Raw genomic sequence first — 26,315 nt, 5'->3', positions numbered from 1 at the left:
ATTGCGTAGTTTATGAAAATTGTGTCATAAATTAAACTTACTCTTTTAACAGAAATATTAAAGTAAATCCTATCAGCCCACCTATTAAAAATAACCATTGATTCCATATTACATAACTTATACATCCTGCACACAATATAAGAGAACTCGAAACCAATGATGATTCCCTTTTTGGGTATTTTGATTTTTTCATTTAGTTTCCCCCATTTATATAAATAATCTTTGTTTCATATAATTCTACTATTACATCTTAATCCTTATCCCTAAAGTATTTTTTATGATAAAACTTTATTTTATTTTTGATACAACTTACCATTTTCTTGATTTTTATATTGATTACCTTTTCAGAAACAAAATTTCACCCCATGTTTTATCATTAATTAAATAAAATTATATCATTAATTGTAAAATTATTCTAATTATGTTTTAAGATATAAATCTATATAACACAGTAATTACAATACTTAAAACCTATTTTTAAAATTATAATAAGTATATAATAATAAATCTTTATTTTATTTTTTATAAAACTTTCCTTTAATCAATATTTATTTTATTTTTTTCCTTAAAACTTACCCCTTGAAACGTAATCCTAACTATATGTAACGCATTTAAAATTTTATCATCATGAATTTAAACTTCTTTCATAATAATCCCCCTCCCCACTCATTTTCTCATTCGTCTTTTCTCGACAATTTTCAACATTTCATCATTATTACCCTTGTTTTTACCCTCTTTTCCCTTGATCCTTGGTACTTATCACTAACAAAAAGCAAATAAAGATTTATCAGAATTAAGGACTAAGATTTAAGGTTTAAGTGGTGGTTTTTATCTATTTGTCTTTTCTATTTTCTTTTCTATTTAGTACTTCAATCCTTTGGTTTTAAGCCATTCTATTCTTTTCTATTTATCTTTTCAATAAAAAAACATGCTTTTAAAGGTGTTTCATTTCCTCTAAGAGCATGTATTATTATAAAAGTTTATTTTCAGTTATAGAACTAATTTACTTTTTGATAGGAGTTTATTTGATTTATACATCATAAATTATACTCTAAAATTCTCTTCTTCCCTCAAGAGCTTTTGCAAGAGTTACTTCATCTGCATATTCCAAATCTCCACCTACTGGTATTCCATGGGCTATTCTTGTAGTCTTTATTCCCATTGGTTTTACAAGTTTTCCTATATACATAGCTGTAGCTTCACCTTCTATATTAGGGTTTGTAGCTAATATCAATTCTTTTACTTTATCATCTTTTAATCTATTTAATAATTCTTTTATTTTTATTTCATCTGGGCCTATTCCTTCCATAGGTGAAATACTCCCATGTAATACATGATATAATCCATTAAAATCACGAGTTCTCTCCATTGCTACAATATCCTTTGGGTCTTCAACAGCACAAATGATTGAATCATCTCTTTTCTTGCTGGAACATATTTTACAAGGATCTATATCTGTAAGATTAAAACAATTACTACAATATTTTATATTTTTTTTAGCATTTATTATGGATTTTACAAAACTATTAGCATCTTCATTGTTCATGTTTAATACATGAAATGCTAATCTTTGTGCTGTTTTTTTACCTATGCCAGGAAGTTTTGCAAATTCTTCTATTAATGCTGATAGTGGTCTAGCAAAATAATCCATCATTTCACCTCTAATCATAAAAAAGTTAAAGGGCCTATTAGGCCCTTTGATATTACATAAGTCCTGGGATATTCATTCCACCAGTTAATTTACCCATCTCACTTGATACCATTTCTTCTGCTTTTCTAATAGCTTCATTTGTAGCTGCTATTATAAGATCTTGAAGCATTTCTATATCATCAGGATCTACTACATCTTCATCTAAGTTTACTTCTAATACTTCTTTTTTACCATTTACTCTTACTGTAACAGCTCCACCGCCTGCACTTGCTTCTACTTCTTTTTCTTCTAATTCCGCTTGCATCTTTTGCATTTTCTTTTGCATTTGTTGGACTTGTTTCATCATGCCACCCATATTTCCCATTCCTTTAAATCCACCTTTTGCCATTGAAAATCACTCCTTATTTTATTCTTCTATTTCTACAATATCTGCTCCAAACACATCGATAACTTCTTGTGTAAGGCTATCAACTACATCTTCTTTTTTAGAAACTTCATCTTCCATCATAAACTTTATATTTAGATTGGAATTTAGAATACTATTCAATGTATTCTCTATATATTTTTTATTATCATCTTTATCTACTGCATCTTTATGAAAACCAAATCCATCTTTAAATAAAACATATAATGTTTTCCCTTCTATATCATGAGGATTTCCTTCAGATAATAAAGCTTGAACACTTATTTTCTCTGACTTTATTCGCTTTAACATATCAGGCCATATTTTCATTATATCATTTATATTTATATTTTCATTTATTTCCTTATTATGAACTGTATCTTCTTTTAACTTTGTTTCTTTTATAGAGACTTGTTCCTTTTTATTTTTATCTATATCTTTTTTCAAAATTTCTTTTGATTGTATTGTTTTTTTCTTTTTATCTTCTCTTTTTTCTTGTAATTTTGATTCCTCTACTACTATATTACCCATTTTAATCTTATTTTCTAATAAATTTACACGAATTAAAAGAGATTCAATTGAAGTATCAAGTTCAACTGATATCATTTTCATAAGTGTAGTTTCTAATATTATTCTAGGTTGAGAAGAATATTTACTACTTACTTCAGCCTCTGATAGTAATTTAATTATTGATATTATCCTATTTAAACTTATATTTTGAGACTGTTCTTTAAATCTATTTATAGTTTCATCTGTACCGTCTATTATATCATTTAGTTTGTCTGAAGATTTAGATACCATAAGATTTCTAAAGTGACTTATTAAATCTTTTATAAATTGATGTATATCTTTACCTATAGAAATTAAGTTGTCTACAGTTTTAAGGGAAGCTTCTAAATCTTTTTCAATTATATTTTCAGCCATATCAAATATTATATCATTATTTACTGTTCCAAGTACTTCTAATACATATTCATAACTTATATTTTTATCTGCAAAGGATATACATTGATCTAATATACTTAATGCATCTCTCATAGCTCCATCTGAATTTCTAGCTATTAATTGTAATGCTTTTGCTTCTGCATCTATATTTAAATCTTGTAAAATATCTTTCATAGTATCTACTATTTGATTCACAGTTATTCTCTTAAAATCATACCTTTGACATCTTGAAAGAATAGTTGCAGGTAGTTTTTGTACTTCGGTTGTTGCAAGTATAAAAATCAAATGATTTGGAGGCTCTTCTAGTGTTTTAAGTAATGCATTAAATGCTCCTTTAGAAAGCATATGAACCTCATCTATTATATATACTTTGTATCTTCCTTTAGAAGGGGGATATTTAACTTTTTCTTTCAAATCTCGAATATCATCTACACTATTATTTGAAGCAGCATCCATTTCGACTACATCCATTATATTGTCATCTAATATGGATTTACATACTTCACATTTATTACAAGGAATATCTGTATCACTGGTACAATTAACAGCCCTTGCAAATATTTTAGCTGTTGAGGTTTTTCCTGTGCCTCTTGTTCCAGAAAACAAATATGCATGAGCTATATTGTCATTTAATATTTGATTTTTTAGTATTTTAGTTACATGATCCTGACCTACTACATCACTAAATGTTTTTGGTCTAAATCTCCTGTAAAGAGCTTTAAATGCCATCTTCTCACCTACAATATCTATTTTCTAAAATCATTATACCATAATCTGTTACTTTATAGAACAAAAAGCTATGGAATATTCCATAGCTTTTGTTTTAATTTTTAAGCCGTGAACCTAGAATCGACATAACTAACCAGGCGTTACCTAGGCAGTTAGCTCGGATCAGGTTTCCCTACGGCACACGAAAGTGTTCACTTACCGCTGCTTCCTTCCAGACCTGACGGGATTCATGAATTTCCGTTGCGTAGGACCCAATCGTCAACACCACTTACCTAGGGCAGACCCTAACAAGTTAGGCCTCAACTAGGAATTCGATCCTGCTATAGCGGATTGCAGGTTACAAGGCACCGCTACCTCCCCATCTATCACGGCAAAGATTTATACTGGCGGAGAGAGAGGGATTTGAACCCTCGAGACGGTACTACCGCCTACCCGCTTTCCAGGCGAGCGCCTTAAACCAGACTCAACCATCTCTCCGTATATTTTTATTTTATAACAGTTTGTACTGTCAACAGATACTTATTATATAAAAAAAAACTATATTTGTCAAGAGACAATATAAAAGTCAAGGGAAAATTCCCTTGACTTTTATATAATATTATTTTAGTCTAGCTGCAATAACTTTTAATATTTTTGCAATAACCTTTATGTAGGTGGTTGCATTTTCACTACTATCTTTAACTGTATATATTGTTCCTTTTACTGTCTCAACTGTATCTTTTACACCTTGTTCTACTGTATTTACAGTTTGTCCTGCCTTTTCTACAGTTACTCTTGCTGTAGTAGTAATTCCTTCAACATCTCTAACTATAACAGGAAGAGATTTGGACATATCATCTAATGCATAATTTACATCATCAGTAATTTCATTCACATTATTCATTATATCAGGTAAATTTTTAAGAGCATCATCTACATTTTCTCGATTATCATCAACAAGTACCTTTACATTTTTCAAGACTCCAGCTAAATTTTTAAGTACCAATATAAGGAAAATACCGACTCCTATTCCTACAAGGGCTAATAAACCAACTAGTAAATCTTCTAGTGATATTAATGCATCGATATATAACACCCCCTTAGTTTATTATATTCTATTATTTGTTATTTGTTTTTTGAATCCTTATTCATTTCATCTAAATCATTTTGAGTTTTATCTATTGCATCTTTTGTTTCTTGTGCTGCTTCTTTTGTTTCTTGTAAATTTTTCTTAGTTTCATCTGCAGTTTTTTTCAAACCTTCTGTTGTAGTTTGAACAACTTGTTTTGTTTGTTCTATTTTTGCTTTTAAATCTTCTTTTTTTTCATTTGCCATTTCCATTAAATCTTCTCTTGTTTCATTTGCCTTAACTTTTATATTTTCTCTTGTCTCTTTACCTGATTTAGGTGCAAATAATAATCCTGCTACTGCTCCTAAAGCTGCTCCTACTGTAAGACCTTTAGTAGCGCCTTTTGCCATAGCTCTTTTTCTTTCTTTCTCTCTCTTATTTAATACATCATCAATCATTGATTTAAAAAACATACAAAACCCTCCTATTATTTTCTATTGTTTTTCTGTTATTCCTCTTTATACCCATGGAAAGCTTGTATTAACATCTTTTTAACATTTATTAACTTAATTTTTCAACTGAATATTCTTTTAGCAAGTCATCTTTTATTTTCCATAAATCATATGATAAATCTACATAATATTTATGAGGATGTTCAAACCTTAATACTTCTTCCCAAAGAGTATCTATTTGTTCTTTACAAAATCTTTTTATATTATCTACATTAGGGCTTTCATATATACATTTTCCTTTATCAAATATTTTTGTAAGTATCTTTTCTGCTCTAAAATTATAAACTTTTTTTCTTTTCCAAGTATATAAAGGATTAAATAATTCATATGGTCTATCTTCATATACCTTTTCTCCTTCCATTGTAACTAAATCTGCTATAGCTTTACCTGTTTCTTTATCATATAATCTATAAAGATCTTTAGCACCTGGTGTTGTAATTTTTTCAACATTAGCACTTACTTTAATTTTTGGTATTATATTTTCATCCTTTTCCACAGCTACAAGTTTATAAACACCACCAAATACAGGTTCAGATTTAGATGTTATAAGTCTTTCACCTACACCAAATGAATCTACTTTTGCATCTTGAAGCAGTAATTCACGTATTATATATTCATCTAATGAATTTGATGCTACTATTTTACAATCTTCTAACCCTGCTTCATCAAGCATTTTTCTAACTGCCTTTGAAAGATATGCTATATCTCCACTATCAAGCCTTACTCCTTTTGGCCTATAACCTTTTTCTACTACTTCTTCTTTAAAAACTTTAATTGCATTAGGTACGCCTGATTTAAGTACGTCATAAGTATCAACTAATAATACACAATTATCTGGATAAGTCTTTGCATAAGTTCTAAATGCTTCTTCTTCTGTTTCAAATAACTGTACCCAACTATGAGCCATAGTTCCTGTAGCAGGTATATTATAATCCCTGTCAGCTATAGTACAAGCTGTTCCAGCACATCCTCCAATATATGATGCTCTTGCTCCTAAAGTAGCACCATCATAGCCTTGTGCTCTTCTTGAACCAAATTCAAGTACTGGTCTCCCAGCTGCAGCCCTTACTATTCTATTAGCTTTTGTTGCAATCAAACTTTGATGATTTATAGTTAAAAGTATCATAGTTTCTATAAATTGAGCTTGTATGACAGGTCCTCTTACTTTTACAATTGGCTCTCTTGGAAATATTGGCATTCCTTCTTTTACTGCCCATACATCACATTCAAATTTAAAATCTCTTAGATAATCTAGAAATTTTTCACTAAACATATTTTTTTCTCTTAAATAGTCTATATCTTCCTCTAAAAACTGTAGATTTTTAAGATATTCTATTAATTGTTCTACCCCTGCCATTATTGCAAATCCACCATTATCTGGAATTCGTCTAAAAAACATATCAAAATATGCTATTTTTTCATGTAAACCATGTTCTAAATATCCATTTGCCATAGTAAGTTCATAGAAATCTGCAAGCATTGTTAGATTTTTTTTATCTTGCCAATCAATTTTTGTCATTGAGTTCGCCCTCTTCCTTTATTATGTAATCGTTATCTCATTAGTTTTATTATAACCTTTAATGTGTATAATTCAAAGAAAAAATATTTTAGTTTATTTTTTATATAATTATGTTTGTTTTTTTTATGCTTGGGTATACTATTATTAACCCCATGCAAAGCCCCTTTAATAGTGGTAGAAAGAGAGTAGGAACTCCCCCATAGACCTACTCTCTTTTCTTTATTCAATTTAAATTTCGGAGTGATTATATGGTCAATAGGTGGATATTAAAAATTAGATCAAAAATTTGGTTTGTGCCAGTAATATATGGAGTTATTTCCTTTATATTATCTATAATAATAATATCAATTGATACTTTTCTTGCAGAAGAGATAAAAATTTATATTCCACAAGTACTATTAACTGATTTTGATTTGGCTCAAACAATACTTTCATCACTTGCTGCTGCCATTATAACTATGATGACTATAGCATTTTCTACAATGATGGTAGTACTAAGTACATATTCGTCCCAATATTCACCTAGAACATTACAAGATTTTTTAAATAAAAAGATAACTTTAAGAATATTAGGGGTATTTTTGGGTACTTTTATATATCTTATAATGTCTCTGTTATTTCTAAAAGAAGATTTAGAAAATAGCTTTGTACTTTCTGCACTTGTTGGTGTAATAGCATCTATTTTTTCTGTTGCCTTTTTTATATTTTTCATACATCATGTAGCTACGTTCATGCAAGTAAATAAACTTATAAATAATATATCTAATGAATCAATATATTTAATAAATGAACTTGATAACCGTGTTATAAATGATGAAAGAATACGATATGAACCTTTATATATGATAGAAAATCCAGACTTATCAATACAAGTTCTAGCTCCAGAAACAGGGTATATCCAACTTGTAGATACATCGGAAATTATAAACCTTGCAAAAGATCTGGATATTTCTATTGAAATGGAAAGAAAAATAGGTGAGTTTGTTATTAAAGGAAATCAAATACTTACAGCTTATAGTAATAAATCTTTAGAAGATGTCAAAATAATTACTGAAAATATCACTATAGGAAACTATAGATCTATGTTTCAAGATATTGAATTTGGAATACAAAAAATAGTAGATGTAGCGTTAAAGGCACTATCTCCTGGCATAAATGATCCTAATACAGCTATACTTTGTATAAAGAAGCTTTCAGTAATATTATCTCAAATATCAATGTCGCAAATCCATACTATGTATTATCATGATAATAAAGATGTATTGAGACTTACTATGAAATACTCTGACTTTGATGAACTATTGTATCTATCTTATTATCAAATAATATATTATGGAAATGGAGATCAATCAATACTTACAGAAATACTAGAGTCATTATGTATATTAGTTGAAAGTAATATTAAAATTAAATTAAAGGTATGGGACTTTGCCAAATATGTAATCAATAGTTTTAAGAAAGACAGCTTAGAAGATTTAGATAAAAAATACATAAATTTAAAAATAGAAAAATTAGCACGGTTAACAGAACAGAATAAGAGTAAATTAATATTAAAATAGGTATTGATTTAATGATTCCTATGATTTATTATAGTAGAAGTAATCTTTTCTGGAGGTGTTTATATGGCTAAAAAAATATTAAAATCAGAATGGCTAAAAAGCTCAGTTGTAATACTTTTAGGTACACTTATAATGTCTATTGGAATAAATGCATTTATTATTCCACATAATTTACTTGCTGGAGGAGTATCTGGTATTGCAATAATTTTAAAATATATTACAGGTTTAAATACTGGTATTTTTGTACTTCTATTAAATATACCTATATTTATATTTGGAATAAAGGAAATTGATAGACGTTTTGCATTTGTAAGTATAGTTGGAATGACCTCACTTTCATTCTTTCTATATATAACAGAATTTTTAAGTGAAACAATGTGGATAGAAGATATATTAGCATCTACAATATATGGTGGAATATTTATTGGATTTTCATCAGGGGTTATATTCAAAGTCCGAGCATCTACTGGTGGCACTGATATAGTTTCTGTAATCATGAAAAAAAAGTTTGAAATAGGTATATCTACAATTTTATTTGTAACAAATGTAATTATAGTTCTTATAAATGCTACAATAAGTGATTATACTTTAGCTATATATACTCTTATAAGCATGTTTATAGCTAGTGCTGTTATGAATAAAATAATAATAGGATTAGATACTAAAAAATTAGTATTAATAGTAACAAATAATTATGAAGATCTTTCAAATGCTCTTATGAAAAGTGTAAATAGAGGAATTACCTTTTTGGAAGGAGAAGGAGCTTACAGTAGACGTAAGCAAAAAGTAATATATTGTGTAGTTTCAACTAGACAACTTGCTGTAGTTAAAAATGTAGTAACTGATATAGATGAAGATGCTTTTATGACAGTCATGGATACAGCAGAAATTCATGGAAGTGGATTTAAAAAACCTGTATTTTAGATTAAATACAATTGTCCTAGAAGGTTTTTATGTAAAATAAAAGGGATATGAAAGATTAATCTTTCATATCCCTTTTATTTTAATTTCTACTACCTGGTTTTACTGGAGTACTTCCATCTTTACACAATGGGCAATTTTCTTTTTCAAATGTATCTATATCTATTTTTACTGCACCATATAATGGGATATTAAGTTCTGATTTCCCACCAGTTCTGTCTATAATTGATGCAACTCCTATAACATCTCCACCTAACTCTTCTATAACTTTTTTAGTTTCCATAGTGGATTTTCCGGTAGTTACAACATCTTCAGCTATCATAACTCTAGCTCCATTTCTTATTTCAAAACCACGTCTAAGAGTCATCTCTCCATCTTTTCTCTCTGTAAATATAGCAGGTATTTCCAATTGTCTACCCATTTCATAAGCTACAATTACTCCACCCATTGCAGGGCCTACTATTAAGTCTATGTCTAAATCCGATATTTTTCTTACTACTTCAGATATAACCATTTCTGCATATTCTGGATAGCTTAAAACTTTTGCACATTGCACGTATCTATTACTATGTTTCCCTGATGATAATAAAAAATGTCCTTCCATTAGTGCACTCGATCTTTCTAATAGTTTTATAACATTATTCATTTAACACTCTCCCTTATTTTTTATATTATTCCTATTATTTCATCTAAAGATTTTATACCCTCTTTTTCCATGAAATTATCTATACCTTTTATAATATCTATAGCTATTCTTGGATTTACAAAATTAGCTGTGCCAACTTGAATACATGTTGATCCTGCCATTATAAATTCGATAGCATCAGTTGCATTCATTATTCCTCCCATACCCATTATAGGTATGTTAGTATTTTTATATACTTCATTTACCATTCTAAGTGCCATAGGCTTTATTGATGGTCCTGATACTCCTGCATATATATTTTCAAATATTGGTTTCCTTTTTTCTATATCTATAGCAAGACCTTTAAATGTATTAACTAAAGATAGTCCATCTGCACCTTCCTCTTCACAGGCCCTAGCAATATCCACTATATCTTCTGCATTAGGAGATAATTTCACTACAAGTGGTAGATTTGTAACTTTTCTTGCACTTTTTACAATTTGTCTTGCATCTTTAGTTTTTATACCAAAAGCCATACCTCCTGCTTTTACATTAGGACATGATATATTTAGTTCGATCATATCTATATTTGTCTCTGATACCTTTTCTATAGCATATAAATAATCACTCTCACATGCTCCTCCTATATTTACTATTATATTAGTATTTAATTTTTCTAGAAATGGTATTTCATTTTTTAAGAATCCTTCTACTCCTGGATTTTCAAGTCCTACACTGTTCATTATTCCAGATGAAGTTTCATGTATCCTCATACCAGTATTTCCATCTCTTTTTTCCTTTGTGATTCCTTTTGTAGATATTCCACCTAAAAGATCTATATCATAAATTTCTTTGTATTCTCGTCCAAATCCAAATGTACCAGATGCTGTTATTACAGGATTTTTAAATTTAACTTTTCCAAACTCTACATTTAAATTACTCATAAAATACATCCTCTCCCGGGTAAACTGGACCATCTTTACAGACTCTACTCATCCCATTTTTTGTTTTACAACTGCATACAAGACACGCTCCTACTCCACATGCCATATGTTTTTCTATTGAAACATAAGTTTTTACATTTTTGTCTTTTGACATATCTACTATTTTTCTCATCATAATCTCTGGCCCACAAGTAAGTATATGATCATAATTATCTACGTTTAATTTTTCAGTTATAAAATCACCTACTGAAACATATAAATTATCTGCATATTTCCAAAATTCCTCTGTTAAATATTCTTTTTCTGTAAATCCTAAATATATATCTAATTCTTTTACTCTGTTCTTTAAATTTTTAGCAGTATAAAGTAAAGGTGCAATACCTATCCCCCCACCAACTATAGCTATTTTTCCTTTAACAGTTGGATAGCCGTTACCATATGGACCTTCTAATTTAACATTGTCCTCTTTACTTAACTCCGTTAATTTATTTGTTCCAATACCTTCTACTCTATATAAAAATGTTATACTTTCATTATTTTTATCATGAATACTAAGTGGTCTAGATAAAAGAGGATAGTCACCCCATCCTCTTATCATAAAAAATTGGCCCATTTCTCCATGAAATTTACCTTCTATAATTAATTTATATATTCTATCTGATACTTTTATATTTTCTAGTATTTTAGCCAATGATTAAATCCTCCTTCATAGAAAGGACTGCTTGTCTTGTGTATTTTACAAAGTTTTCATCTTCATTTTTTCCTTTATGAGCAGTTATAATTCCTCTTGAAGAGTTTATAACTCCACATATACCATCTTTAAATATCTCTTTTATACTCTCCCCTTTTCCTCCTTGAGCCCCATAGCCAGGAATTAAGAAAAATGTATTTGGTGTCTTTTTCTTTATTTCTAAAAATTCTTCTGGGAAAGTAAGACCTACTACTCCACCTATTTTATTAAATCCAGATTCACCTATAGAATTTTCTCCCCACTTATTACATTTTTCTGCTACCTTCATATATAATTTTTCTTCATGGATTTTTAACTCTTGAAAATCCTTTGAACTTTTATTTGAAGTATGAATTAACATAAATAGTGCTTTATCTTTATTTTCCATATATTTTTCATATGGACTAATTGAATCATAACCCATATATGGATTTACAGTAATTATATCTACTTCAAAATCACCACTAAAATGAGCATCTGAATACGCTTCTGCTGTTGATGATATATCTCCTCTTTTTATATCTCCTATTACAATTTTTCCTTTTTTTCTTATATATTTAACTGTTTTGCTATATGCTTTTAATCCTTCTATTCCTAATGCTTCATAAAAAGCAATTTGAACTTTAAAACATGCTACTAAATCACTTGTATTATCTATTATCATTTTATTAAATGTAAATATCTTTTCTTCTATACTCATATCATTTTTCATTAAATACTCTGGCAAATATTCTATTTTTGTATCAAGCCCTACACATATTGGGCTTTTCTCTATACATTCTTTGTATAATTTATCTATTATCATATTTTCTCTCCTCATTTTTATATACTATTTCACCATTTTTTATGGTCTTAAGAATTTTTCCATATACTTGTCTACCTTCAAAAGGTGTATTCTTACCTTTTGATACAAAATCGTTTGTATTGATTTTATGGCTTTCATTTAAATTTACTAATACTAAATTTGCATCTTTTCCTTCTTCTATAAGCGCTTCATCAAGTCCTAATAATTTTGAGGGTGTATAAGACATCTTCTCGCTTAAACAATTGAGTGAAATTCCTTCTTCTTTAAATATAGTATAAACATATGAAAATGCCTCTTCTATTCCTGATATTCCAGGAGCTCCATTTTCTTTATCCTTCTTTGTATGAGGAGCATGATCTGTAGCTATTACATCAATTATTCCTTCTTTTATCCCTTCTATCATTGCATCCCTATCATCTTTTGTTGCAAAAGGAGGATTAACTCTATAATCATTATCCCATTCAAATATATGATGTGGCATTACTTCACAGCTAAATTTAAGTCCTTTATTTTTATATTCTTTTATTAAATCTAAACTTTCTCTAAGGCTTATATGACAAATATGAAGGTTTCCACCAACTTCTTCTATTAATTTTAAATCTCTTTTTATAGTTTCTGCTTCTGGTTCACAATGAGTAAGTATTTTAAAATTTTTTTCTTTTGATAATTTTAAAGCCTCTTTAAAAAGTTCATCATCATCTACATTTACTCCATCATCTGAAAAGAGATTAGTAAACTCAAGCATTTCATCTATATCTACAAACTCTTCACCTTTAAGGCCTTTTGTAAGTGCTGATATTTGAGTTAAACCACATATTTCATTTTCTTTGTGTTTATTTAATATATATTCTATAATTGTCTTATTATCACAAACTGGATTTGTATTTGCCATGGCACATACATGAGTAAATCCACCTTTTACTGCAGCTTTCTCACCTGTTATTAAATCCTCTTTTTCAGTCTGTCCAGGTTCTCTTAAATGAACATGCATATCTATAAAAGATGGCATTACTACTTTTCCTTCTCCATCTATAATTTCTTTTCCAACACTATCTATATTATTTGATATTTTTTTTATTTTTCCATTACTTATCCACAGGTCCCCTGTAAGAGTTTTTCTCTTATCCACAATTTTCGCATTTTTTATTATATAATCCACATTTAGCCTCCTATAAAGAAGTTTTTGTATCACAGTATTCACATCTATATTCTTTTTTATCTTTATCCACAAGTATAAATTCTACATCTTCTATATTTTCTTCACTTGTTATACATCTTGGGTTTTTACAAGTAAATATACCTTTAACCTTTTCTGGAAGTGATAATTTTATCTTTTCTTTTATTTCTTCATCTTCAATTATATTTACAGTTAAATCTGGATCTATTATTCCAAGTACATTTAAATCTAAATCTATTTTATTTTCTATTTTTATAAGGTCTTTTTTACCTTGTTTTCTAGATGAAACATTTCTTATAAGTGCAACTCTATAATCAACTTTGTGAAGTCCTAACTCTTTAAATATCTTATATCCATATCCTTCTTTTATATGATCAATTACTATACCTTTTTTAATACTATCGATATTTAACATTTACTCCACCCCCAATAATTTTAATATTAAAGCCATTCGTACATACATCCCAAATTTTGCTTGCTCAAAATATACAGCTCTTTTATCCCTATCAACTTCAACTGCTATTTCATTTACTCTTGGAAGGGGATGCATTATTATTAAGTCTTCTTTTGAATTTTTAAGTTTTTCATTTGTTAGAATATAGCTATCTTTTAAACGTACATAATCTTCTTCATTAAAAAACCTTTCTTTTTGTACTCTTGTCATATAGAGTATATCTAATTTATCTATTACTTCATCAAGGCTTTCAGTTTCATAGTAGCTATTTTCTTGTAAATCATCTTTTATATAATCAGGAATTTGAAGTTCTTCAGGAGATATAAATACAAAATTTATATTTAAATATCTTTTCATTGCTTTTACTAGAGAATGGACTGTTCTACCAAATTTAAGGTCTCCGCATAGTCCTATAGTATGATTTGATAAGTCTTTTTTTAGAATTCTTATGGTGAGTAAATCAGTTAATGTTTGAGTAGGATGTTGATGACCTCCATCACCAGCATTTATAATAGGCATATCAGTATTTTTAGAAGCAAGAAGTGGTGCTCCTTCTTTTGGATGTCTCATTACAGCTATATCAGAATAACATGCAATAGTTTTTATAGTATCAGCTACAGATTCACCTTTTGATACAGAAGAGCTTGCTGCTTCAGAAAATCCTACCACTTGTCCTCCGAGCCTATACATTGCAGATTCAAAACTAAATCTAGTTCTAGTCGATGGTTCATAGAAAAGTGAAGCAAGTAATTTACCTCTACACTTATCCAGATAATTTTTTTCATTTTTTATAATGTCTTCAGCGAGAGAAAAAATTTCATCTAATTCTTCTAATGAAAAATCTCTTGGTTCAATTAAATGTCTTCCTTTTAACATAATTATACAACTCCTTTCTAGTTTCACAGAACTATTTTAAAGGTATTTATTTTGGCATTAAAAAATGCCTTCTTAAAGATTTCTTTAAGAAGGCATAAATATGCATAACTATCCCATAGTTCATTGTACCTTTTTGGTCTCTCGGACCAACTTAAAGATATCTTTATTTTATTTAACTTTAATTAAGTTTACTACTAAATTTTTTATTTGTCAATAGAAAATTTATAGCATCTCCAATACTATCCACAATATCACTAGCTATCATAGAATGCTCACCTTTTTTATCCCTTGCAAAATCACCAGCTAGACCATGAATATATACTGCAAGTTTTGCTGCATTAAATGGTTCTAATCCTTGACCTATAAGAGATATTATAATCCCTGTAAGTACATCACCACTACCAGCTTTCGCCATGCCAGGATTTCCTGAATTGTTTATATATATTTCATCTTTGTATGAAACTATAGTATTACTTCCTTTTAATACAGTTACAATATTATATTTATTACTTATATGTTTTGCATAATAAACTCTATTATTTTCAATTTCTTTTATACTTTTATCAAGTAATCTAGCCATCTCTCCAAGATGTGGTGTGATTACTATTGAATTTTTCTTATTTTTTAAAATATCTATATCTGTAGATAATGAATTTAGTCCATCTGCATCTATCACTAAAGGTATATTTATATTTTTTATAATTTCTCTTAATAAATATATATTATCTTCAAAAGTTCCCATGCCTGGTCCTATTGCTAATACGTCTTTATCTTTTGTATTATTTAATATCTCTTCTAAAGATTTTTTTATAAAATATCCTTTACCATTATCTTTTGCTATCTTTACTATTTCTTCAGTTAGCTTTATACTCATTATGGTTTCTAAGTATTCTGGTACCATAGTATATACTAGCCCTGAACCTGTTCTCATAGCTGATTTAGAAGATAAAGTTACAGAACCTGTCATACCCCTACTTCCACCTATTATTAATACCTTTCCATAATCACCTTTATGACTTTCTGGATTTCTCTTAGTTAATAACCCCTTTAATTCTTCTGGTATTTCTATAATATTATCATTTATTTTAAAGTTTACCTTTGCAAAACTAACAGCATAATCTATTTCATGAGTAATAGTTAAATCAATTTTTGAAATTCCAAAGCTTTTAACCTTTTCATTTATAATTACTATAGGCTTGCCAAATTTATCATGAGATATTTCTATATCTTTAAATGAAACTTTACCTATCCCAGTTCCTATAGCTTTACTTATAGATTCTTTTGCAGAAAATAGCCCTGCTATAGTTTGAGGACTATATTTTTTTTCTTTTATATACTGTTTTTCTTCTGTAGTAAATATTTTATTTAAAAAGCTATCTCTTTTTTTATCTAAAATATCTTCTATTCTATGAATCTTTACAATATCTATTCCCACACTCATATTTATTCACCATTCTCCGTTAAAGTATAATCATACATTGTAATAGCATCTAATATTGTTTGAGTTTGTTTTTTTAATATTTCTTTATCAATTGTAGTAACTTCTCCTTCAATAGAAGATTCTATTCCAGATATAGAGGTTAAACTTGTACCATTATTATACATTATTCTTACACTTCTAGAGTCAAAGTTTGTTCCTACTAAAATTGTATCTAATTTAAAATCTTCTCCTCTTTTCATCGTATTTCTAACTATGCCATAATGTCCTCTATTATCTGAATAAAGTCTTGAAGTATCAAATGCAAGTAAATTACTTTCTTTTTGACCTAAATTTTTAGTGTATATTAAGAAATGATTTTTTTCTAATTCATCATATAGATCACTAGATACAAAGGCACTTATTCCTGTTGCTTTTGAACTTGTAGATCCATCAAAAAACATAAATATAATATCTCTATCTGGTCGAAACTCACTATTTTTTAATGTTTTTGCTATCTCTAAATTTGCTGCAATAGATGTTCCATTGTATATTAGACCTTTATTTTTATTATTTTCACTATCATCTAATTTATAATCATAATCAGTAGCTATAATAAGAGGAGATTTTTCCTTATTTTGCCCTTGTAATACAGCTCCTATATTTGATATATCTGCATATCTTTGCATTTCTATATCTGTAGAAAATACTATTTCTTCATCTATATTTTCTTTTAAAGTATCTATAACTTGATTACTTACATTAATGTATATATCACCAAATCCCAAACTATTTTCTACTTGTTCTAGACTTCCTATTATATTTACATCATAATTAACTTCTAGTGATTTATCTTCAGTGTAATATAATCCACCACTAACAAAATCTTCAACTAATATATTTGTGATTTTATTAAAATTTCTACGATATTCTGCATCTACAATTAATAAGTATTTCTGTTCTGGATCATATTCTCCATTTTCATACATTTCTACAGTCATAATCTTTCTTCTTAATTCACCAGTATAATTTTTTTCATCTATTTTATTTAAATAAATATCCCAAAAATTAAAATCTTTTAAGTATTCAAAAGATATATTTTTACCTTCTATATATATTTCTGATTTTTTTACAATTTGTGAATTAACTTCTATTTTATGTTTATTTGTATAGCTTTCATCATCTAAAGGTCTAAGCCCTATATCTTTTAAATTTTCTACAATATAATTTCGAGTGTTTCTATTGCCTTCACTACCAATTTGTCTTTCTAAATATTTATCTTCTGATAACTCTTGTATATGACTATATATATCATCTGAGTTGATATTATATGTACTATTTTTTACAGGCCAAATTAATATTAATACTATTAAACCTATTAAACCTAGCTTTATTCCAACACTTTTTTTATATCTATTTATATTCTTAATTTGATAGATAAAAGTAATCGGTGATAAATGATATGGAATGTGCTTAATAAATGTTATAAATTTTGAGTTTCTTTTATTTAACTCTATTTTTAATCCTTCCCCTAATAAATTAAATCCTAAAACTGATATGAATATAGCAAGTGCAGGATAAAACACTATCCATATCTTGCCAGCACCTATAGCATATCTAGCGGTTGCAAGCATTGAACCCCATTCTGGATAATATGCAGGTATAATATCTAATTTTAGTTCTTGTATAAGAAAAGGATCTATTGTAATAGTACCAACTAAAAGTCCCAATACTCCTAGCTCGGCTAGTATTATTAATACTCTACTTGTTTCTATAAATAAATGTATAACCATAGTTGCAAAAAGATGAGGTAGCACATTTCCAAATGCTATCTGAATTTTACTTTTTCCTATAGCTATTTCTCCTTTTATAAAATCTTCTCTTAATATTTCATTTATCCTATCTCTCAATATAGATCCAATTCTACCCCAGCCTACAAATGTAAGAATAAAAGTATAAATGAATATTACTTCTTCAAGTGTTGGTTTTATAGCACTTAAAAGTATAAAACTTATTATAAGGGGAGGTATTGCACTAAAAGTGGTTTTAAATATATCTATTATTTTAGATATTATCTTACTTCCAAACCCTGCAAAAAGCCCAAGAATAACACCTACAACAAGTCTCGCTAAGGCTGTATATATACCAATTTGAAGGGTCATTCTAGCTCCATACACTATTCTACTAAATACATCTCTGCCTAGTATATCAGTTCCCCATATATTTATATCATCAGGTGGATTTGGTGGATTATCTATTACTAAATTTCCATCTTCAAAATGAGGTAATGCAAAATTTGTAGCAAATGGATCTAAATTCATTATATCTATTCTAAATATAGCTATAATAGATACAAATATAAGTATTATAATTCCTATAACTAACGGTAAATTAATTTTTTTCAATCTATATAACAAATCCAACTCCCCCTTTTCCTTATAGTTCTATATTCTACAAAAGGGTAGATATCTCCTTTTTAATTTAGTTAAAAATTAATTTATATATCTTTATTTTCAACAAAAAATAAATCATCAAAACTTCCTAGTTCCACCTTTTGATCATCAATATAGTCAATATAAATAAGGTTATTCTTATATTCCATTTCACTTTTTAGCATTTTCTTTTTTAATATTATATTATTTTTTGTATCATCTATTAATATTTCAATTTTAAAAATATCTATATCCTTAGAAAATAATATATCTTTATATGCAGTTATGAAAATTTTATTATCATTTATTCTATTTATTTTATAATTAAATTTTCTGTATTTTTGTTTTGTTTTATATATTATATATGTTTTAGTAAATTCCATATATGTTTCATCGTCATATATCCAATTTCCTAATAATGAGTCTTTTGTTTTTAAATTTTTTCTAGATTCCCTTTTAACTTTAGATCTCTGTAAATTACCATCCATTTTTTCTTTAGAATCAATTTTGTTATATATATCATTTATATCCTTATCTATACTATACCAATTTTCATCATACAACATATTATTACCTTTAAAGGATATTTTTCTTTCTTGATCACTATTTTCATAAGTAAATATAATTTTATACCTATCTTCTATTTTATCACTTGATAAATTTTCAATATTTACTTTTTTAGCTTCTATATTTTTTAGTACCTTTTCAAATGATTCTAAATCCTGTATTTGCTTATAAGCTGATCCTTTATATATAATTATTTTATCAACATCTTCAAAATAGCTATTTTTTATTAAACTTTGTTCTCCACTTTGAATTGAACATCCTATTGTAAATAATATTATTATACACATAGATAAGATAAAGACTTTCTTTAAATAACTCATTATTCCCTCCAATATATGACTTATTATTTTAATATTTATTAGTAGTCTTTCCTTTAATAATATGTCTGAACTGTCCCCATTTTCCAAATCTTCTACCTATTAAACATACTACACCTTTATCAGTCTCTGTTCTTATAACTCTCCCCATGGATTGTAATACTTTATTCATTCCAGGATACATATATGCATATTCATATCCTAATCCATTTTTTTCATTGAAATATTCTCTTATTATATTTCTCTCTAGACAAATTTTCGGAAGACCAATTCCAACTATTATAGCTCCTGTAAGTCTATCGCCTTTCAAATCTATACCTTCTGAAAATATTCCTCCCATTACTGCAAATGCTATTAGAGTATTTGTTGGGTTTTGCTTAAATGATTTTAAAAACTCTTCCTTTTCTTCCTCTTTCATTCCTATCTCTTGTACCATTGTTCTAAATTGTGGAAACTTTTCTATAAATACATCATATACATCTTCCATATATTTATATGATGGAAAAAACACCATATAGTTACCTTCTTTATATTTAGTCGTATCATATATTACATTAGCTATTTTTTCATAAGAATATTTTCTGTCTCTATATTTTGTGGATATGCTATCTTTTATTATTATTTTAAGATTTCTAGGATCAAATGGAGAATCTAAAATCATTATATTATCTTTTTCTTTTCCTCCTAATATATCTTTATAATAATCTATAGGACTTAGTGTTGCTGAAAAAAGAATTGAAGATAATCCACTACCTAATGTAGTAGATAATAAATAAGATGGATCCAAACAAAACATTTTCAACTTTACATTTTTCCCCTGCAATTCAGTATAGGTTACAAACCTATCATCATAATCTTCTGATACTCGTAGAAAAGATAATACATTAAAATATAATTCTAATAAATCTTTATGCTCTTTTTTATCTCCATTTTCCTTTAACCAATTATCAGCTTTTTTCACAAACCCCTTTAAGGGATAAAACATATCTTCTGGCTCTTCTTTTTCTAAAAAATAATCATTATTTTTACACTTCTTTTTTATCTTTAAAAAATAACGATTTATTTTATCTAATGATTTTGCCATTTTAGGTTCAATATCTTTAAATAATCTTTTTAATTCTAAAAAGTCATTTTTAAAAAGTTCTGCTGAAAACATGTCTCTTGACCTATCTACTAAATTATGAGCTTCATCTATTAAAAATATATATTTGTTTTTATCTTCAATAAAAAATCGTTTCAGTTTAGCTTTTGGGTCAAATACATAATTATAGTCACATATAACACTATCTGCCCATATACTTATATCTAATGAAAATTCAAATGGACATACTTTATGCTTTAATGAGTATTTCTCTATTGTTTCACGTGAAATAATATCTTCATTAGTAATTACATCATATATTGCATCATTTATTCTATCAAAATGTCCCTTTGCAAATTCACAATCTTCTGGATTACAACTAGATTCTTTACAAAAACAAATTTTATCTTTAGCTGTTAATGTTACTATTTTAAAGCGTAAACCTTTATTTTTTAATATATTGAAAGAGTCCTCTGCTACTGTTCTAGTTATAGTTTTAGCTGTAAGATAAAAAATCTTTTCTCCTTTACTTTCTCCTATAGCTTTTACTGATGGAAATATTGTAGATATAGTCTTTCCTATTCCAGTAGGTGCTTGTGCAAATAACTTTTTTTCTTGTTCTATTGTTCTATATATACCTACTGATAATTTTCTTTGTCCTTTTCTATAATTATCAAAAGGAAATTGTAATTTTTTTATGGACTCATCACGAGTTCTTATCCACTTTCTAGAAAGGTCTGCCCAAATATAATATCTATCTGTTAAATTTTTAAAGAACTTTTCCAACTCCTTGTAGGTGTAAGTATTTCTTATTCTTTTTATTTCTTCTGTATCTATTTCTACATATGTGAGTTGAATATCTATTCGTTCTAAATTATTATCCATAGAATAGATATAGGCATAACATTTAGCTTGTGCCCAATGAAGTTCATTGAAATTTTCATCTATTTTTTCAAGTGATGTTGTAGTTGATTTTATTTCATCTATTATAACTTTTTCTTTTTCTGTTATAATTCCATCTGCTCTTCCTCCTACTGTAAGTATTAAATCCTCAAATTCTACTTCAGTTTTAAGTGTAACTTCAGGCATATAGTTTTTATCCATCTTTTTTTGTACTAATTGATGAATTCTTGTTCCTTCAGTCATTCTATTTCTTCCTATATATGTGGAGTTTATATCTCCACTTCTAAGTATAAATTCAACTAAATTTCTTACAGATATTTTAATATTCATAAATTTTATCACCAATATTATTTTATCATATTTATGGTTGCAAAAATCACTTTTGGGGTATATAATAATATATGAATAATTGCTCATATATTCAATTATAATTTAATGAGGTGAAAACATGACTAAAGATATTCCAGTTTGTAATTGTAATGAGATACATGAAGATGTACTTAAAAATGTAAAAAATGATTTACCTAAAGATAATTGTCTTTTAAGTCTTGCTGATTTTTTTAAAGTATTTGGAGATTCCACAAGAATAAAAATCATATATGCTCTTTATGAGTCTGAAATGTGTGTATGTGATATAGCTGAACTTTTAGATATGACTCAATCAGCAATTTCCCATCAACTTAGAACTTTAAAAGATAAAGGTGTTGTAAAGTATAGAAAAGAAGGTAGAACTGTATTTTATTCATTAGATGATGAACATATATATGAGATTTTGAACTCAGGTCTTACTCATATTTGTCATAAGTAGAAAGGGGAGAATTATTATGAGTATAGAAAAAAAATTAATTTTAGAAGGATTAGTATGTACCAGTTGTGCAGGCAAAATAGAAAGAAAAATAACTAGTTTAGACTATGTAAATAATGCAACTATAAACTTTTCTAATGGTAATTTAATCATTGATATAAAAGATGAAAAAAAGTCTATAGAAATATTAGACAAATCTAAAGAAATAATTAAAAAAATAGAACCTGATGTAAAAGTTTTTGATTATGAAGAAAAAGAAAACCTAAAGGAAAAGGAATTAGATAAAAAGAACAATATCATAGATACTATTGGAAAAAATAAAATTATAAAATTATCTATTGGTCTTATTATATTTTTAACTGCAATAATAGGTAATTTTAGTAATCCTATAGAAATTACACTTTTTATAATAAGTTATGTGCTTATAGGTGGAAATGTACTTTTAACATCAGCTAAAAATATATCTCATGGACAAGTTTTTGATGAAAACTTCCTTATGAGTATTGCTACCCTTGGTGCATTTTTTATAGGAGAATATCCTGAAGGTGTAGCTGTAATGCTATTTTATGAACTTGGAGAAATTTTTCAAGATATAGCAGTCAATCGTTCTAGAAATTCCATAAAATCACTTATGGATATTAGACCTGACTATGCTAATTTAATTGTAGGAGATAACAGTAAAAAAGTTGACCCTGAAAAAGTAAATGTTGGAGATACTATTATAGTAAAGCCTGGTGAGAAGATACCACTGGATGGTACAGTTACAGAAGGTAGTTCTATGGTTGACACTTCTGCTTTAACTGGTGAGTCAGTACCACGTTCTGTTAAAAAGGACGAAGAAGTTCTTGCAGGGTTTATTAATAAAAATGGAGTATTAACTATTAAAGTTACAAAAACTTTTGGTGAATCTACTGTAGCAAAAGTACTAGACTTAGTTGAAAATGCTGGAAATAGAAAAGCCCCTACCGAGAAATTCATTACTAAATTTGCAAGATATTATACACCAGTAGTAGTATTTTCTGCTCTTGCCCTAGTTATAATTCCACCTCTTGTAATAGAGGGTGCTGAATTTAGTGAATGGTTATATAGAGGACTTGTATTTTTAGTTATATCTTGTCCTTGTGCCCTTGTAGTATCTATTCCACTCGGATTTTTTGGTGGTATTGGATCTGCATCTAAAAATGGTATCTTAATTAAAGGTGGAAATTATCTTGAAGCATTAAATGAGATAGATATTGCAGTGTTTGATAAAACAGGAACTCTTACTGAAGGTATTTTTGAAGTTACAGATATTAAAGTTCATAATGAATATAGTAAAGAAGATGTGCTAAAATATGCAGCATATGCAGAAAGTTTTTCTAATCACCCTATAGCTACTGCTGTAGTAGACGCATATGGTGAAAATATTAGAAGTGAAGAAATATCTAATTATAACGAAATAGCAGGTCATGGAATCGAAGTAAATTACGGTGACTCTAAAATATCTGTTGGTAATAAAAAATTAATGGATAAAAATAATATAGAGATAATTGAATCAACTGAAATAGGTACAGTTATTTATGTAGCTAATGATAATAATTTCATAGGATCTATTGTTATTTCAGATAGAATAAAAAAAGATTCAAAAGAAGCTTTAAGCAATCTGAAACAATTGGGTATATCTAAAACAGTAATGCTTACAGGTGATAATAAAGCTATTGGTGATAAAATAGCTAATGAATTAGGTATAGATACAGCTTATACGGAACTACTTCCTGATGGAAAAGTAGAAAAATTAGAAGATTTATATAAAGAAAAACAAAAAAGCAAAAAACTTGCTTTTGTAGGCGATGGTATAAATGATGCTCCAGTTCTTGCAAGAGCAGATATTGGTATAGCTATGGGAGGACTTGGTTCAGATGCAGCAATAGAAGCTGCTGATGTAGTTCTCATGACAGATGAACCCTCCAAACTAGTTGATTCTATCAAGATAGCAAAAAACACTAGAAAAATAGTATATCAAAATATAGTATTTGCATTAGGTGTAAAGCTTATAGTTTTAGCGCTAGGTGCATTAGGATTTGCATCTATGTGGTCAGCCGTATTTGCAGATGTTGGAGTAACACTTCTTGCAGTATTAAATTCACTTAGGGTATTGAATACAAAATTATAACAAACACTTTGGCACTATTTGCCAAAGTGTTTGTTTGGAATATTAGCAATATAAAAAGTTTTCATAGTATTAAATTTTATTAACAAATTGTAAAACACATTAGGTCAAAAAGTTGATAAAATGTTTAAGTAACTTAAAATATTTATATAGGAGGAATTATTATGAGTAATAATATTCAGACAAAACAGAAATTTAAGTTATTTAATAAATTTCTAAATGTCATTGAAAATGTGGGTAATAAACTTCCACATCCAGTAACAATATTCATACTATTTGCTCTTGCTGTCATCATAATATCTGAAATCGCTTTCAGAGCAGGATTATCTGTAGATTTTTATGATGCAAAAGCAGGAGCAGATCAAACAGTAGCAGCTGTTTCACTTCTTAGTGCTGATGGATTAAGGTTTATGATTAATTCAGCAACAGTAAACTTTACAAGTTTTGCTCCTCTTGGAACAGTTCTAGTGGCAATGCTTGGAGTTGGAGTTGCAGAAGGAACAGGACTTATAAATGCCGCTCTTAAAAAATTAGTATTAAGTACACCTAAAAGACTAATAACTGCAGTTGTTGTTTTTGCAGGTGTTATGTCAAATATTGCATCAGATGCAGGGTATGTAGTTTTAGTACCACTAGGTGCAATGGTATTCTTAAGCTTTAAACGTCATCCTTTAGCAGGACTTGCTGCTGCTTTTGCAGGGGTTTCTGGAGGATTCTCAGCAAATTTATTATTAGGTACATTAGATCCACTATTAGCTGGAATCACAAATGAAGCATTAACTGCTAGTGGAATGGATCTATCTATTTTACCAACTTCTAACTATTATTTCATGGTTGTATCAACATTCCTTATTACAATACTAGGTACTTGGGTAACTGAAAAAATAGTTGAACCAAGACTTGGGGAGTATAAAGGAATAGATACTAATGAATCAATGGAAGTTACAAAGTCAGAGAAAAAAGGTTTAATTGCAGCAGGTCTATCTATAGTAGTATTTGGTGCAATAATGTTATATTTAACAGTCCCAGCAAACGGTATGTTAAGAGTTGATGGATCTTTAGATGCATTTACTCATGATGGTTTAGTTCCAGCAATAATGTTATTCTTCTTAATTCCAGGTTTAACTTTTGGAATGGTTTCAGGCAGTGTTAAAAATGATAAAGATGTGGTTAAATTCATGTCTAAGTCAATGGCTTCAATGGGTGGATATCTAGTACTAGCTTTCTTTGCTGCACAATTTATACAATACTTTGCTTATACTAACTTAGGTACAATACTTGCAGTAAGTGGTGCTAATTTCCTTGAAGCTATAGGATTTGTAGGATTCCCATTAATCATAGCATTTATAGTAGTAGCAGGATTTATAAATCTATTTATAGGATCAGCTTCAGCTAAATGGGGTATTATGGCACCTGTTTTTGTTCCAATGTTATATAGATTAAATTTCTCACCTGAGTTTACACAACTTGCTTATCGTATAGGAGATTCTACAACTAATATAATATCTCCACTTATGACTTATTTTGCAGTAATAGTTGTATTTGCTCAAAAATATGATGAGGATACAGGTATAGGTACTTTAATTTCAACTATGGTACCATACTCAATAGTATTCCTACTTGGCTGGACAGTTCTTCTTGCAGTTTGGTATATGTTAGGAATTCCTATTGGACCAGAAGCTTTCATAAGAGTAAATTAAACAAAAGTCACCCAATTGGGTGATTTTTGTTTTATAATAGTATACA

At 28.2% G+C, this 26,315-nt stretch carries 23 protein-coding genes, 1 tRNA gene and 1 other RNA gene; 5 read left to right on the top strand and 20 right to left on the bottom strand.

The window, feature by feature from the left end; genetic code table 11:
- Nucleotides 1-37 precede the first annotated feature (37 nt).
- From E0D94_RS14675 to E0D94_RS01230, 9 genes are all read right to left on the bottom strand, one after another.
- Nucleotides 38-193, bottom strand: coding sequence for a hypothetical protein (locus tag E0D94_RS14675; RefSeq protein WP_165442824.1), 156 nt, complete (start codon nucleotides 191-193; stop codon nucleotides 38-40).
- Between the two features lie 858 nt (nucleotides 194-1,051).
- A complete protein-coding gene (gene recR, locus E0D94_RS01265; RefSeq protein WP_130805499.1) occupies nucleotides 1,052-1,651 on the bottom strand; it encodes a recombination mediator RecR in 600 nt (199 codons plus the stop codon).
- Between the two features lie 52 nt (nucleotides 1,652-1,703).
- On the bottom strand, nucleotides 1,704-2,039 hold the full coding sequence (locus tag E0D94_RS01260) for a YbaB/EbfC family nucleoid-associated protein (RefSeq protein ID WP_130805498.1): 336 nt from the start codon (nucleotides 2,037-2,039) through the stop codon (nucleotides 1,704-1,706).
- An 18-nt stretch (nucleotides 2,040-2,057) separates the two neighbouring features.
- Nucleotides 2,058-3,728 (bottom strand): DNA polymerase III subunit gamma/tau, encoded by a 1,671-nt coding sequence (gene dnaX, locus E0D94_RS01255; protein WP_130805497.1) that lies wholly within the window; start codon nucleotides 3,726-3,728, stop codon nucleotides 2,058-2,060.
- A gap of 106 nt (nucleotides 3,729-3,834) precedes the next feature.
- Nucleotides 3,835-4,099: signal recognition particle sRNA large type (gene ffs, locus E0D94_RS01250), an RNA gene on the bottom strand.
- Nucleotides 4,100-4,112: 13 nt separating this feature from the next.
- Nucleotides 4,113-4,205: transfer RNA gene (locus tag E0D94_RS01245), tRNA-Ser, on the bottom strand.
- A 121-nt stretch (nucleotides 4,206-4,326) separates the two neighbouring features.
- Entirely contained in the window at nucleotides 4,327-4,803 is a 477-nt protein-coding gene (locus E0D94_RS01240; protein ID WP_130805496.1) for a DUF948 domain-containing protein, read from the bottom strand.
- Nucleotides 4,804-4,832: 29 nt separating this feature from the next.
- On the bottom strand, nucleotides 4,833-5,249 hold the full coding sequence (locus tag E0D94_RS01235) for a YtxH domain-containing protein (RefSeq protein ID WP_130805495.1): 417 nt from the start codon (nucleotides 5,247-5,249) through the stop codon (nucleotides 4,833-4,835).
- Nucleotides 5,250-5,337: 88 nt separating this feature from the next.
- The gene (locus tag E0D94_RS01230) at nucleotides 5,338-6,807 is read right to left on the bottom strand and encodes a nicotinate phosphoribosyltransferase (protein ID WP_130805494.1); all 1,470 of its coding nucleotides are present in this window, start codon (nucleotides 6,805-6,807) and stop codon (nucleotides 5,338-5,340) included.
- Between the two features lie 248 nt (nucleotides 6,808-7,055).
- Here E0D94_RS01230 and E0D94_RS01225 point away from each other — a divergent pair, with 248 nt between their 5' ends.
- Nucleotides 7,056-8,366 carry a DUF2254 domain-containing protein gene (locus E0D94_RS01225; protein WP_130805493.1) on the top strand — a complete coding sequence of 437 codons (1,311 nt, stop codon included), beginning with the start codon at nucleotides 7,056-7,058 and terminating at the stop codon, nucleotides 8,364-8,366.
- Nucleotides 8,367-8,429: 63 nt separating this feature from the next.
- Entirely contained in the window at nucleotides 8,430-9,290 is an 861-nt protein-coding gene (locus E0D94_RS01220; RefSeq protein ID WP_130805492.1) for a YitT family protein, read from the top strand.
- Nucleotides 9,291-9,369: 79 nt separating this feature from the next.
- Here E0D94_RS01220 and pyrE read toward each other — a convergent pair whose 3' ends face one another.
- The 11 genes from pyrE to E0D94_RS01165 all read right to left on the bottom strand — a co-directional run bounded on the left by pyrE (nucleotide 9,370) and on the right by E0D94_RS01165 (nucleotide 21,945).
- Entirely contained in the window at nucleotides 9,370-9,933 is a 564-nt protein-coding gene (gene pyrE, locus E0D94_RS01215; RefSeq protein WP_130805491.1) for an orotate phosphoribosyltransferase, read from the bottom strand.
- 20 nt (nucleotides 9,934-9,953) lie between these two features.
- Nucleotides 9,954-10,856, bottom strand: coding sequence for a dihydroorotate dehydrogenase (locus E0D94_RS01210; RefSeq protein WP_130805490.1), 903 nt, complete (start codon nucleotides 10,854-10,856; stop codon nucleotides 9,954-9,956).
- A complete protein-coding gene (locus E0D94_RS01205; RefSeq protein ID WP_130805489.1) occupies nucleotides 10,849-11,547 on the bottom strand; it encodes a dihydroorotate dehydrogenase electron transfer subunit in 699 nt (232 codons plus the stop codon). The genes E0D94_RS01210 and E0D94_RS01205 overlap by 8 nt, the downstream gene beginning before the upstream one ends.
- Nucleotides 11,540-12,391, bottom strand: a complete 852-nt coding sequence (pyrF, locus tag E0D94_RS01200) for an orotidine-5'-phosphate decarboxylase (protein WP_130805488.1) — start codon at nucleotides 12,389-12,391, stop codon at nucleotides 11,540-11,542. Before pyrF ends, E0D94_RS01205 begins: the two co-directional genes overlap by 8 nt.
- A complete protein-coding gene (locus tag E0D94_RS01195; protein ID WP_130805487.1) occupies nucleotides 12,378-13,550 on the bottom strand; it encodes a dihydroorotase in 1,173 nt (390 codons plus the stop codon). Before E0D94_RS01195 ends, pyrF begins: the two co-directional genes overlap by 14 nt.
- A gap of 10 nt (nucleotides 13,551-13,560) precedes the next feature.
- Nucleotides 13,561-13,983 (bottom strand): aspartate carbamoyltransferase regulatory subunit, encoded by a 423-nt coding sequence (locus E0D94_RS01190; RefSeq protein ID WP_130805486.1) that lies wholly within the window; start codon nucleotides 13,981-13,983, stop codon nucleotides 13,561-13,563.
- Entirely contained in the window at nucleotides 13,984-14,898 is a 915-nt protein-coding gene (gene pyrB / locus E0D94_RS01185) for an aspartate carbamoyltransferase (RefSeq protein WP_130805485.1), read from the bottom strand. It abuts the gene before it with no gap.
- 178 nt (nucleotides 14,899-15,076) lie between these two features.
- The gene (locus tag E0D94_RS01180; protein WP_207289594.1) at nucleotides 15,077-16,339 is read right to left on the bottom strand and encodes an NAD(P)H-hydrate dehydratase; all 1,263 of its coding nucleotides are present in this window, start codon (nucleotides 16,337-16,339) and stop codon (nucleotides 15,077-15,079) included.
- 2 nt (nucleotides 16,340-16,341) lie between these two features.
- The gene (locus tag E0D94_RS01175) at nucleotides 16,342-18,732 is read right to left on the bottom strand and encodes an ABC transporter permease subunit (RefSeq protein WP_165442823.1); all 2,391 of its coding nucleotides are present in this window, start codon (nucleotides 18,730-18,732) and stop codon (nucleotides 16,342-16,344) included.
- An 80-nt stretch (nucleotides 18,733-18,812) separates the two neighbouring features.
- Nucleotides 18,813-19,634 (bottom strand): hypothetical protein, encoded by an 822-nt coding sequence (locus E0D94_RS01170; RefSeq protein WP_130805482.1) that lies wholly within the window; start codon nucleotides 19,632-19,634, stop codon nucleotides 18,813-18,815.
- Nucleotides 19,635-19,662: 28 nt separating this feature from the next.
- Nucleotides 19,663-21,945 carry an ATP-dependent DNA helicase gene (locus E0D94_RS01165; protein ID WP_165442822.1) on the bottom strand — a complete coding sequence of 761 codons (2,283 nt, stop codon included), beginning with the start codon at nucleotides 21,943-21,945 and terminating at the stop codon, nucleotides 19,663-19,665.
- A 118-nt stretch (nucleotides 21,946-22,063) separates the two neighbouring features.
- Here E0D94_RS01165 and E0D94_RS01160 point away from each other — a divergent pair, with 118 nt between their 5' ends.
- The 3 genes from E0D94_RS01160 to E0D94_RS01150 all read left to right on the top strand — a co-directional run bounded on the left by E0D94_RS01160 (nucleotide 22,064) and on the right by E0D94_RS01150 (nucleotide 26,269).
- Nucleotides 22,064-22,423, top strand: a complete 360-nt coding sequence (locus E0D94_RS01160; protein WP_130805480.1) for an ArsR/SmtB family transcription factor — start codon at nucleotides 22,064-22,066, stop codon at nucleotides 22,421-22,423.
- 16 nt (nucleotides 22,424-22,439) lie between these two features.
- Nucleotides 22,440-24,572 (top strand): heavy metal translocating P-type ATPase, encoded by a 2,133-nt coding sequence (locus E0D94_RS01155; protein ID WP_130805479.1) that lies wholly within the window; start codon nucleotides 22,440-22,442, stop codon nucleotides 24,570-24,572.
- 161 nt (nucleotides 24,573-24,733) lie between these two features.
- Nucleotides 24,734-26,269: an AbgT family transporter gene (locus E0D94_RS01150; protein WP_130805478.1), complete on the top strand. Its 1,536-nt coding sequence runs from the start codon at nucleotides 24,734-24,736 to the stop codon at nucleotides 26,267-26,269.
- The last annotated feature ends 46 nt before the right edge of the window (nucleotides 26,270-26,315 follow it).

Origin of the sequence: Senegalia massiliensis, assembly GCF_900626135.1 — a bacterium.
GTDB classification, from domain to species: domain Bacteria; phylum Bacillota; class Clostridia; order Tissierellales; family SIT17; genus Anaeromonas; species Anaeromonas massiliensis.
This window is presented reverse-complemented; position numbering and strand designations above follow the sequence as displayed.